The sequence below is a fragment of the Hyphomonas sp. genome (assembly GCF_016125515.1).
GTDB lineage: Bacteria > Pseudomonadota > Alphaproteobacteria > Caulobacterales > Hyphomonadaceae > Hyphomonas.
In genome coordinates this window covers 43,816-58,360 of sequence record NZ_WGLO01000005.1, presented here as the reverse complement: position 1 = coordinate 58,360, position 14,545 = coordinate 43,816, and the positions used below count along the sequence as shown (strand labels likewise).

General features: G+C 59.9%; 8 protein-coding genes. 2 read left to right on the top strand and 6 right to left on the bottom strand.

All coding sequences use genetic code 11. From position 1 onward, the window contains the following. Positions 1-59: 59 nt before the first annotated feature. The 6 genes from GC148_RS04905 to GC148_RS04880 form a co-directional block, all read right to left on the bottom strand. Positions 60-1,829 (bottom strand): arylsulfatase, encoded by a 1,770-nt coding sequence (locus tag GC148_RS04905; RefSeq protein WP_291069209.1) that lies wholly within the window; start codon positions 1,827-1,829, stop codon positions 60-62. 157 nt (positions 1,830-1,986) lie between these two features. Beyond that, positions 1,987-3,351 carry a HAMP domain-containing sensor histidine kinase gene (locus GC148_RS04900; RefSeq protein WP_291069207.1) on the bottom strand — a complete coding sequence of 455 codons (1,365 nt, stop codon included), beginning with the start codon at positions 3,349-3,351 and terminating at the stop codon, positions 1,987-1,989. Between the two features lie 4 nt (positions 3,352-3,355). Next, on the bottom strand, positions 3,356-3,997 hold the full coding sequence (locus GC148_RS04895; RefSeq protein WP_291069355.1) for a response regulator transcription factor: 642 nt from the start codon (positions 3,995-3,997) through the stop codon (positions 3,356-3,358). A 456-nt stretch (positions 3,998-4,453) separates the two neighbouring features. Beyond that, complete coding sequence (locus GC148_RS04890) at positions 4,454-6,994, bottom strand: SPOR domain-containing protein (protein WP_291069206.1); 2,541 nt, start codon at positions 6,992-6,994, stop codon at positions 4,454-4,456. A 2,147-nt stretch (positions 6,995-9,141) separates the two neighbouring features. Further along, positions 9,142-10,926 carry a cytochrome c3 family protein gene (locus GC148_RS04885; RefSeq protein ID WP_291069204.1) on the bottom strand — a complete coding sequence of 595 codons (1,785 nt, stop codon included), beginning with the start codon at positions 10,924-10,926 and terminating at the stop codon, positions 9,142-9,144. After that, complete coding sequence (locus GC148_RS04880; RefSeq protein WP_291069202.1) at positions 10,901-11,764, bottom strand: hypothetical protein; 864 nt, start codon at positions 11,762-11,764, stop codon at positions 10,901-10,903. The genes GC148_RS04885 and GC148_RS04880 overlap by 26 nt, the downstream gene beginning before the upstream one ends. Before the next feature lie 218 nt (positions 11,765-11,982). Between GC148_RS04880 and GC148_RS04875 the strand changes: the two genes are divergently transcribed. Both GC148_RS04875 and GC148_RS04870 read left to right on the top strand, forming a co-directional pair. Then, positions 11,983-13,971, top strand: coding sequence for a heme lyase CcmF/NrfE family subunit (locus tag GC148_RS04875; protein ID WP_291069200.1), 1,989 nt, complete (start codon positions 11,983-11,985; stop codon positions 13,969-13,971). Further along, positions 13,968-14,540: a DsbE family thiol:disulfide interchange protein gene (locus tag GC148_RS04870; protein ID WP_291069199.1), complete on the top strand. Its 573-nt coding sequence runs from the start codon at positions 13,968-13,970 to the stop codon at positions 14,538-14,540. Before GC148_RS04875 ends, GC148_RS04870 begins: the two co-directional genes overlap by 4 nt. Positions 14,541-14,545: the final 5 nt, after the last annotated feature.

The window sequence follows — 14,545 nt, the reverse complement described above, 5'->3', positions numbered from 1 at the left end:
AGCTTATAATGGCACTATTAGTGTCATAATAATCGATCCGGCTCAAGTCCACATTTCAATCAGCCGCGGCGGGCCCGTCTCCGGCGCCAAAACCAGATGCCGCCGCCCAGGAGCGCGACGAGAACAACCAGGCCGCCGACGAGGAATGGACCATACTGACGACGCTGGCGCTCGAGCGAATGGCGGGTGACTTCGGCAATGGAATCATAGCCTTCGGGCACTTCGAGCACGCCGACACGCTGGCTGTAGGCGGCATATTCTTCCAGCAGCTCGGCGCGCTTGTCCGGAAGGGCGGCGCTGAGGTCTGCCGTTTCTCCGGGATCCCTGCTGAGATCGTAAAGGCGCCAGACGCCATCGCCGTGCGGCTTCTGGTTTCGCGTCAGCTTGTAGTCGCCTTTGACGACGGCGGCATTGCCGGACACCTCGATAACGATGGCATCGCTCGGCGCATACACCGCCTCGGCGTGTCCACTGAGGAGTGGCACGAGGCTGCGACCGGTCATCGGCTTGGCCCCGTCGAGATCCGTGCCAGCGCCGGCAAGTGCCAGGAGCGTCGGCGCAATGTCGGCCACATGGGCGCGGCCTTCGATCCGGGCGCCTGGCGCAACGATGGCGCCTGACATGATGAAAGGCACGCGGATGCCGCCCTCGGATCCGAGGAATTTGAACTTGTCATGCGGTGACGCGGCGGCCATCGCCCATTCCGGGCCGATGAAGCCCCAGCTGCCCTTCTCGCCGATCCCTTCGGGGCCGAGATGGTAGCCGTTCATGTCCATCCAGAATTTGAGCCGCGGATCATTGTCACCGCGCGACGGCTCCGGGCCGTTGTCGGACGTTATGACGAAGACCGTGTTGTCGAACTGTCCGGTGGATTTCAGGTGTTCGACCAGACGGCCAATGTGGAAATCCATCGCTTCGATCATGCCGGAATAGACTTCCATCCGGGCGGCGTAGAGATCCTGCTCTTCCTGGCTCAACGAGGTCCAGGGGCGCAGTGGCGGGGCGATGGGCGCCAGCGCGGCATCCTGCGGAATGAAGCCGCGCGCTTTGGCGCGCTCCCAGCGCGCGCGGCGCACCTCGTCCCAGCCGGCATCGTAGATGCCGTCATAGTGCGCGGTGAATTCGGCCGGTGCCTGAACCGGAATGTGGACGGCTTGGAAGGCGACATAGGCGAAGAAAGGCGCATCGGCGGGCGCGTCGTCGAGATAGGTCATCATCTGGTCGATGATGAATTTTGACGAGTAGAATTCGTCCGGCAAGCTGGCCGGTTTGCCATCCTCATACCACGGCGCGTTGGCGTAGTAGGGCATGTAGGATTTGTCTTCCCAGTTGTCTGCGCCGGACGCGTCGAGCGCGAAGGACCGGTCGAAGCCATGGGTGTTGGGCAAATCGCCGTGGCCGCTGCCGAGGTGCCATTTGCCGGACATGAGGGTGGCGTAGCCCAGCGGCTTCAGGCGTTCGGCAAGCGTTGCGACACCGGGTTCCAGCCGCATCGTGTAGCCGGGTTTGCCCTCATGTTCCTTCGGAAGGACTTCCGGAATGGTCGCAACGCCGGTGAGATGATTGTCCATGCCGGTGAGCAGCATCGCGCGCGAGGGCGAGCAGAGCGGCGAGGTGTAGTAGTGCGTGAACAGCGCGCCACCGGCAGCGAGCGCGTCGATGTTCGGCGTGCGCGCCTCGCCGCCATAGACACCGAGATCCATGAACGCCGCATCGTCGATGAGCAGGACGACGAAGTTCGGACGCGGCGCGACAGGATCGCCTTGCGCCACCGCCGGTGCACCCAACAGAGCAAACCCACACAGCAGCGTTGCTGCAAACCGAACCATGGCGCCCTCCCCGACAAGCCTGCCGCTGCGTCTTTTCCTGACCATGGGTCAAGTTCCGCAATTCAGCTTCGTTTCATATCGAATGGGCCGGATCGCCGTCCGTATCAAGAGGCGAGCCCTACTGGCGCAGGTCGCGTGCGGCGAGGTCAGGACGAGGCTAATGCCCCTTTGGAAGTTTCACAGCGACCCGCAATCCGCCCAGGCTCGACCGGCCGAGCGTGACCGTGCCCCCATAAAGCACGGCCAGTTCATCGACGATCGCGAGCCCGAGTCCACTTCCCGGCGTTCGCTCGTCCCATCGGACCCCGATCGCCAATACTTCCGTCCACGCTTCGGCGGGCAAGCCGGGTCCGTCATCGTCGATCGCGATCTCAATATATGCGTCGTTAACCTCGCGCGCGGTAACGGTCACGCGCCCACCACCGAACTTGCAGGCATTCTCCATGACGTTTCCGATGATCTCGTACATATCCATCCGATCAGCCGCGACCGTCAGATCGACATTGCTTGCTTCCGAAGTGTCGATCAAAGCCTCAGGGTACAGCCGCGAAACCGCGTCGGCGATCTCGTCCACGATGATCGGCACGCTGGATTTCAACCCCGGCTTCTTCACGCCCGCAACGGCGCGAGCACGCGCGACGTGATGGTCGATGTGGCGCTGCATCAACCGGGTTTGTTCTAGGATGGCAGAACTGGACTCCGCCGACAGCCGCCCCTCAGTCAGTTCATGGGCTTCGTCAGCGATGATTGTCAGCGGTCCTTTCAGACCGTGCGCCAGGTTTCCGGCCTGCGTCCTCGCCCGCAACAGAAGATTGGCCATCGAATCGATCAAATCGTTGAGCTCGGTGACAACTGGCTGAACCTCGGACGGAAACCTATCCTCGAGAAACGGCTTGTTGCCCGTCTTGACGTCGCTCAGTGACGTTCGAAGCCGCTTGAGCGGCGACAAAGCGTACCAGACCAGAATGGCAGCCGACACGATCAGGCTGACCGCAAACAGGGCGAGAGCGCCCGCGGCCCGCCGGTCGAAGCCTGCAACGGCCGCATCGATGTGGCGCATATCGGTGGCGACCAGAAACTGCACCACCGGATCGTCCGGCGTGCCCGTGCCAATCGCTTTCTCCGCAAACATGATCGGCCCTGTCGGGCCCATCGCGACATGAAGCTCGACCGGCTGTTCCGGCGGATGCGGGTGAACCGGCCAATCAATCTGCTTGTCCCCCAGGGACGCGCTGCGCAACGGTTTATTCTGCCCGACCGTGGCCTGCCAGTAGAATCCGGATTTTGGCTGATCGTACCTTGGATCGCTGAAGCGGCTCGCCAGCGACAATTCGCCCGTCTCACTGATCTGCGTCAGGCGAAACAACTCTTCCACATGAACGAGAACCTCGTCCTTGTACTCAAGCCTGGTCTGCTGACGAAAGATCAGAGACATCACCAGAAAAGACGTGATACAGCCGAGCGTCACCCAGATTGCGGCCGCTACTATCAGCCGGGTCCGAAGCGAATAGGCCTTTCTCATTCGATCATCCAAACCTGTATCCCAGACCGCGGATGGTCTTTATACGGTCCTTTCCGATCTTGCGTCTCAATCTGCTGATATAAACTTCGACGGTATTCGACTCGCGCATGGCCGATGTTGCGTACAAGGCTTCGACCAGTTCCGTTTGGGAAACAATTCGGCCAGCCCGCTGCATGAGATAGCGAAGCAACCTGTATTCAAGCGAGGTGGCCTCAATTGCCACGCCGTTGAGCCGCAGCTCGGAGTTGACGACATCGAGTTCCAGGTTGCCATGCACAAGGACCGGCGCGGCGTGTCTCGTTGAGCGGCGGACGAGCGCTTCAACACGCGCGACCAGTTCCGGGGTGTGAAAGGGCTTCGAAAGATAGTCGTCTGCACCCAGTCGCAGGCCCTCCACCTTTTCCGTCCATGTGCTGCGCGCGGTGAGAATGATAATCGGCGTCACAATATTGCGACTGCGAAGCTGTTTCAAAACCTCGACGCCGGACAAACCCGGCAGCCCGAGATCGAGCACAATGGCTTCAAAATTGGAGCTGCTCGCAATCGCGAGCGCGTCGGTGCCGGTCTGAGCCGTCTCCGTGGCAAAGCCGGCCTGCATCAGGCTGCGCGAGAGCCGGCGCGTCAGCTCGACATCATCTTCAACGATCAGGACACTAATGGATCATCCCTCCCTGGTTCTTGCCGGCTTCAGCGGTTCTCCGGGATTTTTCGTGCAACAACCTGAACCGTTTGTCAGCCACAATTCTACCCGCAATCTGTATTGTCCGTATTCGATGCAAATTGAACAAAGACAAAGCTTATATGCTCCGGCACCTCAAACCGGATCATCCTCGGACGCGCGGCGCGGGCGCACCCATGCTGCCAGACAAGAGGCTCCGCACTTCCGAAGCTGGGAATCTGCGATGAGATTGATTGGCAATTGCGAATGAAGCGGGTGAGACGCACTAGGTGGGGGGAACCCACCCGCCTCATTCTCTGTTGTGGCAGGACGACGCCTGCTTGGGGCAAGTTGAAATACGAACCTGAAACCAATCTGAAATCTGACTGAATAAAATCTGGAACTCAGACACCTCTGGATATGCGAAATATTTTAAACAAGAGATCAAAAGTCCTTCCGAATGCCCAATGACAGGAAATATCCACGCTCCTGATTGGTTCCGAATGTATTCTGACCATCCGAGAAAACGCCGCCCAACTCCGCTTCGAATTGCAGCATCCGGATGGGCGTCCAGGTCGCAGCCAATGACCCGCGCCCGGACGTTCTGGACGACGTTCCGTCGGCCGACTGGCGGTCGTCGATTCGAAGACGCGGGCTGAGACGTAAGTTTTTGGTCAAAGGATACCGGCCATTGAACTGGTAGGACATCTGCGTCGCTGTATCGAGCTCCGCGTAGCGAAGTCCGAAGATGGCAATCGCGCCCGGCTTGAAAAGATCCGAACCGACGAGTTGGGCCGAGTAATAGACTTCGGTGCCGGTCGCCTGTTGGGCCTCCACGCCGCCGGAGGCCTTGGTTCCGGAGACATTGGATGCAACAACGTCAAGGTTCAGCTGCACATGCTTGGACAGCGGCCGCGCGTAGCTCACAAAGGCAGATCGTGAATAGGCGGTGCGATCTTCTGCCAACTGATAGATTTCATCTTCGGTGTAAGTTCCAAGCAGATCGTTTGGATCGCTGACAAGCTGGCCAAAGATGGCGTTCTGGGTCGTCAGGAATGGTGAGCGCCGATAGTCGAGCGCGACCGTTACGCTGGATTCATCCTTGAACTTCTGAGTCGCGTTTAGAAGGACAAGATTCATCTGGGCATAGCTGACGTCGTAATCGACGATACCATACGCGGTGCGGTCGCCCTTGAAGTAGCGGAACTCAAGGCCCGCCGCCTCGCGGTCCTGCAAATCGCCATAGGTCTGGTTCAGGTAGTAGGCGGTGGCGTCGAGGGCATCCGGTACAACGGCATAGTCGATGCTCGCGCCGGCAAAAACCCGGTCGGAATTGACCTTGATGTCACGCGAGGACTGAACCGGAAAGCCCGCAACACCGTTGATCTTCAAGCGGTCGGTCACCTGCGCGCCGGCATAGGCACCATCAAATCGACCGAACACGCCGCCCGTGTTCCGGGTCTGCCGGCCGAGGCGAAGCGACGAGTTCCATTGCCGGTCTGAAATATCCAGATACAGCGAACTGATCGAGGTTTCGTCACGCGGATCGACGGTATTCAAGTCGTCGCGGTATAGGCCCGAAAAGCGGAAGAGCGCCTCGTTTCGGTCCGTCCCCAGAGAAAGGTTCAGGTCCACGCCGTAGAGCATTTCGTTGAGGTTGACCTGGTTCGTTTCAACCGGATCCGGGTTGACCTCCGAGCCCCCAACCGTGGGCGTATCCTGATAGCGATAGCCCGACTCGTCGCGCTGATAGAGCACCGAGAGGCTGCCCGTGGCACCGGCTCGAATGTTGGACTTGCGGCCTTCGCCGTCTTCGCCCGTGTCCGCAAAACCCGATGGCGCCTCTTCTCCCGTCACAAGTACTGACAATCTCTGCCGCACGCGCTCGGCGGCTGGGTCGTTGGGATAGCGCTGCAGGAAAGTTTCATACTCGGCCTTTGCGTGGGCAAGCTGGCCAGCCTTTTCGCGGGCAAGTCCCAGCAATTCCTGAGCAGCTGGCGATGCGGCGCTCTCGGGCATGCCGAGAACGATACCTGCCAGCCTGACCGTTTCAGGAAAATCCCCCGCCGCAAATTTCGCTCGGGCTTCCTCAAGCGCCGTCTCCGCAACAGGATCTATGGGGGCGGTCGGCACGGCACCCGCTCCTCCGTCTACGGAAATACCTTTTGCGGCCGCCCATGCGCGATAGACGAAGTCGCGCTCCTTGCGGTCTATGCGGACAATCCAGGCGTCCGGGTAAGAAGGCAGAACTTGAGCCAGTACGGCTTCCGCATCGGTACGCGTTGCGAAAGTGCCCAGCCTCAGCCTCGACCAGGTCGCGCCGTTCTCCTCGGCCACATAGGCGTATCCCACATGGTTCCTGAAGTCATCGACAGGCTTGACGGCGGACGGGTCAAGTTTGTCGCCGCGCGTCGAGGCCAGGTTGATGGAATAGTTGCCATTCGGATCAACGGCATCAGGCAAGGTCTGGGTGACAGACAAGACCGCATCAGCAAGCGCCGCCGAGCCCGTGCCCGTCGCGGCGCTGCCATCCTCAAGGCAGCCCGCCGAACCAGCATTGGCCACGTGGATGATGATCCTGGAAACGTCGTTGTCTGCCTCGACGGTCCAGTTGACGTCGTGGTCGAACTGCAACGTCAGGGTCGGACCCGCTGTGTCGCCGACATCGTACGTAACCTGCTGGATTCCGGCGATCTTGCTGCCCGGAGGACGCACACTTTCAGAGGCCGTCTCCCGGCTGCCGCGCAGTCGAAGGTAGTTCAAAGGTTGCACCGCAATGCGCAGATCGCGGCCGCCGGTCTCCGGGAAATGCGACTGGTACTGAACCGGAACGTTGAACTCGACCGTGACAACCGAACAACTTCCCTGATCGCTGGCCTGAACCCGCGACAGAAATCGATCCTGCACGATCTGCGCGTCTGCGGTCTGGAGAATTCCAGCGCTTCCAAGCGCCAATGTAGACGCAACCGCCAGCCGGCTCGCCAACACGCGTGATTTCGATTCAGACATGAATGTTTCCCTCGGGGTCGGTAGGCTCAATCCCAGCTACTGCTGTTCACGCGGTGCTCGGACGACTTGTGGCAGGCACCTGAGCAGTCCCGCAGTTCGGACACGGTGTAGAAGCCCCCCCCAGCCTTTTCGTGTTTGTTCGGACGGAAGTCGTTTGCGTGGCAAGCCGCACAATCGGGCGCGTAGGCGGGACTTGGCCACGGCACCTGCTGCGCATTTGTCTTGTGGCAAGCGGCGCAATCCAGTTTCGCGCGGTGATCCCCCGGATACCCCGCACTGTTGTGTACGAACCGGATCGTCGTCCAGTTGGTCGTATTGTGGCACTCGTCACACTGGACCGTCGTCTGGAAGTGTGCGGCGGGCTTCCCGGTCGCCTGTGTACCGTTGTGGCAGGTCGAACAGGAGCCGGTAACGCTCTGATGGTCGAAGGTTGCCGGTATCCAGGCGAGCGTGGAGTGGCAATCGCTGCACTGAGAACTTGTCGTGATGTGGAATGCCGGTTTGCCAGCGGCGAGGCTCCCGTTGTGGCAGGAGCTGCAGGTGCCTGTGACCGCATTGTGATCCACCCGCACATTGGTCCAGGAGGTGATCAGGTGGCAGTCATCGCAGGTTGTCGTCGACGGGATATGGGTGGGCGGTTTACCCGTCGCGGTGGTGCCATTGTGGCAGGAGGCGCAAGAACCGGTTACGGCCGAGTGATCGAACCTGACATTCGTCCAGGAGGTCGTAACGTGGCAGCTGTCGCAGCCGGACGATGTTGCAATGTGACCCGCGGGCTTGCCCGTCGCGGCCGTTCCGTTGTGGCATGATGCGCACGAACCAGTGACCGCAGCATGATCGAACCGCACATTCGTCCAGGACGTCGTGACGTGGCAGCTGTCGCAACCCGCTGAGGTGGTAATGTGGCCGGGCGGCTTGCCGGTGGCTTTGGTTCCGTTGTGGCACGTCGCACACGAACCGGTGACGGCCGCATGGTCAAACCGAACGTTCGTCCAGGACGTCGTAACGTGGCAGCTATCGCAACCCGCCGTGGTCGCGATGTGACTGGCAGGCTTGCCTGTCGCCGACGACCCGTTGTGACACGAGGCGCACGAACCCGTGACGGACCCGTGGTCGAAGCGCGCGTTCGCCCAGCTTGTCGTGGTGTGGCAGTCCTCGCAGGTCGAGGCACTCGGAATGTGAGTCGCAGGTTTGCCGGTCGCTGCTGTTCCGTTGTGGCAAGATGCGCAAGAGCCTGACACGCTGGCATGATCGAAACGGACACTGGTCCAGGATGTGGTGACATGGCAGCTGTCGCACGCAGCCGACGTCGCGATATGCGTCGCCGGCTTGCCCGTCGCCGTGGATCCATTGTGGCAAGACGCGCAGCTTCCAGTCACGGTGGAGTGGTCAAACCGGGCAGACGACCATGTCGAAGTGACATGGCAATCTTCGCAAGCTGCCTGCGTTAGAATGTGACCGGCCGGCTTCCCGGTCGCTGATGTTCCATTGTGGCATGAGGCGCACGTGCCGCTGACAACCGAGTGGTCAAACCGGACATTCGTCCAGGAAGCCGTGTTGTGGCACTGCTCGCATTCGCCAGACGTCTGGACGTGCGTCATCGACTTTCCGGGTGCGCGCACGCCATCGTGACAGGCCGCGCACTGGTTCGGCAGCGACGCGAACTCACCGCGTGTGTGACAGGATTCGCACGTGAGGGTGCGGTGGCGCCCTTCCAACGCAAAGCCGGTCGACAAGTGATCAAATGTGGGCGCCGGATCGGCAGGGGCAGCCGCAGCGATGGGCGCGACCACAAACAGAAACGTCAAGATCGCCAAACAAGCTGATCGGAATGCGGAAACGACCCTTGTCATGCTGCGGGTTTCCGCAAAGCCTGAAGCCGGAAGCTGTCGATCATCGGACCACCGCCTCCCAGCGATGTATAAATCGGAATCTTTCCAGCACCCTTGTCAGATCACGTTTGCGTCAATTCGCAGCGAAGCCAATAACAATTCCTTGTGCTGAACAATTTTTCACATTGGCGTCAGACCGACTTCATCACCTCTCAAAAAACTAATGAATTTCAAGCAAGGCGTTGGCGCCATTGCGGGCAGTCTTTCAGATTGGAATGGTTGCCGCGGAATTTACCGGCCTATGTCGACCGCCCAGAACGCTTCCGTATTGTGGCAGCGCTCACAACTTGTTCCGAACGCGCCCCGGTGCTTGTCGTCCGAAGCATGGCAGCTGACACAACGGTCGGAAATCTTGAGGCTTTTGGCATTCTGTGAGGTGTGACACGCCGCGCAGGCGAGATCGGTATGCTTGCCGGTCAGAGCGAACGACGTTTGCCGTCCGTGGTCGAACGACCAGCGCTTCCAATCGGACGGATTGTGACATTGCGCACAGTCGGCGCCGAGCCGGCCCTTGTGGACATCCTTGTCCTCATGACAGCTAACGCAAGCGGTCGATGCGTCCAGATAAGCCTTGGTCTTGTGGCAATCCGCACACTCGGCGCCCGCATGCGCGCCCAGCAGAGGAAACGCCGTGAATTCGTGATTGAACCGAACGCCTTTGGCCCAGCTTTGGTCATTGTGGCACTGGCCGCAGCCGTCCCCGAGCTGGCCTTTGTGCGGATCTTCCTCACGATGACAGCCCGCACAGGATACGGGTGGAGACGCTTCAGCTGTCGGCTTCTTGTGGCAGGCCGCGCATTGGGTGGCCGAGTGCGCCCCGCTCAAGGCGAATCCCGCATCCATGTCGTGATCGAACGTGACACGCGTCCAGGACGTCTCCAGGTGACATGTTTCGCATTGCGGACCCAGCAGACCTTTGTGGGTGTCGTCAGACTTGTGGCAACCGATACAGGCACGCGGCGGCTTCCATTCAGCGGCCGGCTTGAGATGGCAGCTGGAACAGGCGGTCGTCTTGTGGGCGCCGGCCAAGGCGAACCCGGTCCGCGCATGGTCAAACGTCACGGCCTTCCAGCTCTTGGGTGTGTGACAGTCCGCACAGGCTGCGCCATTCTTGCCCTTGTGCACATCGTCAATCCGGTGACAGGAAATACAATCCTTCGGGGCCGGATCCGGCTTTCCCGCACCGTGGCATGCTGCACATTCGGCGCTTGCATGTTTGCCGACGAGCCTGAACCCGGTCGTGTCGTGATTGAACCGGGTCTGGGTCCAGCTGAACGCGTCGTGGCAAGACGCGCAGTCCGCACCGAACGCGCCTTTGTGGACATCATCGGACTTGTGGCAATCGATGCATTCCGTCTTCAACCCCGCCCAAACCTCGTTCTTGTGGCAGGCCGTGCAGGTCGCGGTCTTATGCTTTCCGAGCAGCGCAAAATCGGTTGTTTCGTGATCAAACCGGATCGATTTCCAGTCCGAGACGGCGTGGCAGTCGGCGCATGCCGTGCCCAGCCGTCCCAGATGCGGTTCGTCTTTCTTGTGGCAGGAAGCGCAGGTTGTCGGAGCCTTCGCAAAGGCCACGCCCGTCTTGTGGCAACCTGTACAGTCCGCCTTCTTGTGTCCGCCGACCAGCGGATAGTCCGTAAAATTGTGATCGAACGTGGCGGCCTGCAGCCCCATGATGTCGGCGCCGCGCCCGATATGCTCGGTGTGGCAGGACTTGCATTCAGCGCCTTTCACCTCCGGCCATTTTCCATGAAACCCCGCGCTTGTCTTGATGTCGGCACCGATCTCGGTGTGGCAATCCATGCAAAGGTTGGACTGGGCCTTCTTGTTGAACGACTCGTGACACAGCGAGCATTCCTTCTCCTGCTCAAGGTGAGCCGTGGACAGCTTGCCCGGGGACACCAGTCGTTCGATCGCGGATTGTGACGTCGCGGACTGAAGTCCAAACAACGCAAACACAACAGCCAGCGCCCAGAAAGCTGAACGCCGTTTAATATAGATGAACGGCGAGAACATGAACCGCGGCCGCGAACAGCATCAGATAAAACAGCGGCAGGTGCACCACATGCCACAACGAAAACAGTCGCTCGAAAACTTCCAGCTGCGCCGCCGAACGCAAGGATTCGCAATACTGCCGAACGAGTTGGATCGAACGTTTGCGCACCCGCCGCTTTTCGGCGCCATTGGACGCGACACGGCGCGAGCCCTTCTTGACGCCGGAAATCATTTGATTTTGCGCTTTTGCCACCCGTCCGGAATCACGAACAGCAAGCCAGATCGCTACAAATAGCCCACTACGCTTATGTTTCAGGGACGCCTCAAGATCTTCTGCGATTTCCGCAGCATCGGTGAAATTCGCATCAAGCATTTCGCGAAACGAAGATGCCTCGGAAAGCAGGCGGCGCGCCTCCTCTTTCTTTCCTGCAACCCCCCGATAGATGCGGATATAGAGAAACCGACCGATGACACCGCTGGCCGCCACGATCAGCATACACACCAGCGCAACCATCGCATTGATCGACCCGACCTCGAATCTCGAGTGATACAGGATGAGCACGGGCGCGATGGCGCCCATCACCATATGCAGCCGGAACCAGGCCGGAACTGATCCGAACACACGAAGAATGCCGATCCGTTTCCTCAATGGATACAGGAGCAAAACGCCAACGCAGGATAGCCCTGCGATGCCGAGCCAATATCCGGTGCCTCTCTCTGCCGTGTACGGAAGCACGTCACGAAGCTTCCAGCCAACCAGCAAAGCAGCCGTTATCATCACTCCAATGGCAAGCGAAACCCACTCGACCTTGCGCTTGCGAAGCATTTGCATCGCCGAACGGCGCGCGCTTTCATCCATGGAAAATTCGCGAGTAACCATCGAAGCTGAATTCTCTTTCAGGCTAGCTGTTGTTGCGCAAACGACTGCGCTATTGCGACTCCAGAATCTGTCTTGGCAAGCACTTGAATGCACCGCAATTACCCTGTGCTTAATGAAGCTTATTTCACTATGGCGAACTCCGAACGAGCCCCTATCGGTATCAGTCGACACACAATGACTGAAACTGGAGCGGCAGCATGATTGCTGAAATCGGACTGTACTGCCTGATACTCGCGCTGATTACATCGGTCGCTCAATCCGTTCTCCCCATGTGGGGCGCGTATGTCAGAAACGCGCGACTGATGTCGGTCGCAAGCAGCGCCGCCATTACCCAACTCGCACTGCTTCTGATTTCCTTCGGCTGTCTGATCCTTGCTTTCGTGCGGTCTGATTTCTCTGTCGAAGTCGTCGCCGCCAACTCCTACACCCTTCAACCCCTGTTCTACAAAATTTCGTCCGCATGGGGACAACACGAGGGATCGATGCTGCTGTGGGTTCTCGTTCTCGCGTTGTTCGGCGCGGCCGTCGCTGCCTTTGGCAACAACCTTCCGGATACATTCAAAGCGCGGACATTGGCGGTCCAGGGAATGATCGGTGTGGCGTTTCTGGCCTTCATCATCTTCACGTCGAACCCGTTTGCGCGACTTCCCTTTGCGCCCGAAGAAGGCAACGGATTCAACCCCTTACTACAAGACCCCGGTCTCGCCTTCCACCCGCCGATGCTGTATCTCGGTTATGTCGGCTTCTCGATCGCGTACTCGTTCTCGGTCGCAGCGCTCATCGAAGGCCGTGTTGACGCGGCGTGGGCGCGATGGGTCCGGCCTTGGGTTCTGGCGTCCTGGTGTTTTCTTACCATCGGCATTACCGCCGGCAGCCTGTGGGCCTATTACGAACTCGGCTGGGGCGGCTGGTGGTTCTGGGACCCGGTCGAAAATGCGTCCTTCATGCCCTGGCTGATCGGCACAGCCTTGCTGCACTCGGCGCTGGTTGTCGAGCGGCGGCATGCGCTGGTGAACTGGACACTTCTGCTGTCCATTCTCACATTCACGCTGAGCCTCATCGGAACTTTCCTGGTCCGCTCGGGTGTCCTGACGAGCGTGCACGCATTTGCGGTCGACCCTTCGCGCGGCGTTTTCATCCTGTTCATGATTCTCGGCGCATCAGGCGGCGCATTGGCACTCTATGCCATCCGGGCACGAACGGTCCAGAACGGCCCACCGTTTGCCGGCGTCAGCCGTGAAGGCGGCATTCTCGCCAACAATCTCTTGCTCCTGTGTGCAACCGCAATTGTCTTTCTGGGCACGTTCTATCCGCTGCTCATCGATGCATTGACGCATGACAAGATTTCAGTCGGTCCGCCGTATTTCAACATGGCGTTTGGACCTATCATGCTGTGCGTCGGAGGACTGATGGCGCTTGGACCGTTCCTGCGATGGCGCTCCGATGTTGCGAAGGTCGCCGCAAAGCCTCTGCAGATGCCAGCCATCACCGCCGCCGCCTTCGGGTTGCTGGTAACGATTGTTGGCAAGAGCGTTCCTGCCGGTTTGGGCTTCGGCTTCGCGGCTCTGATCGCCATCGGGCTCGTCGTCTGGTTCGTGAAGCGCACGCGGCTGGGCAAGGTTCCATTCAAGCAATCGGCGACAATGGCGAGGGCTTTTCCGCGCGCAACCTGGGGATTCCTCGGCGCTCATCTGGGTTTTGCAATTGCGATGGTCGGCATCACCGCCATGTCGGCCTGGGAGACCGAGAACGTCGCTGTCCTGCGGGTCGGCGAAAGCACAACCCTCGGCCGCTACGAATTCAGACTTGCTTCAACGGACATCACCCGTGGCGCCAACTATGAGGCGGAGCGTCTGACTTTCGATGTATTCGAATCCGGCAAGGCCGAGGGCCAGATCGAATCCGAGCGACGTTTCTATCCCGAGCGTCAGAGCTTCACGACGGAAGCGGGCATCCGTCCCGGCGTTCTGGCGAACCTGTATGTTGTCTACAGTGACGCCGGGCCAGCCGGCGGTTACACCGTGCGCGTCAACCGGCATCCCTTCGCCATGTGGATCTGGATCGGCGGCTTTACGATCGCCGGCGGCGGCATGATTTCCCTGACAGACCGGCGCTTCCGCGTTGCCGGCTTGCACAAGCCATCAAAGGCTGCGCCGGCCATTCCTGGAGGCACCGCAGCCGCATGAGTGATGCCCCAATCTCCACGCAAAGACAGTTGCCGCGCTGGTTTGCGTTGATCCCCGTCGGCGCGCTCGCCGTCATTATAGGCTTTTTTGCTGTCGGCCTGACCCGCGACCCTCATACGCTTCCTACAATGATGGTCGACCGGCCCATGCCGGAATTCCAACTCCAGCAGCTTACGGACGATATCCCGAATCTTACATCGGACCAGTTGAGAGGTCATGTCACGCTGGTGAACGTGTTCGGTTCCTGGTGTGTCAGCTGCGTGGCTGAGCACCCGATGCTGATGGAACTCAGTCGCCAGAACCTGGTGACTATTCACGGCGTTGACTGGCGCGACACGCCGCGCGAAGGCGCAGCCTGGCTTAACCGTTACGGGAACCCCTACGCCAGCGTTGGACTCGACGCCGATAGCCGTCTTGCAATCGATCTGGGCGTGACGGGCGCACCGGAGACCTTTCTCGTCGATAAGGCGGGACGGGTTCGCTACAAGCAGATTGGTCCGATCACCGAGGAAATCTGGGAGGAAACGCTCGCACCGCTGGCCCGGTCGCTCGAGGAGGAACCGCAATGAGGCCC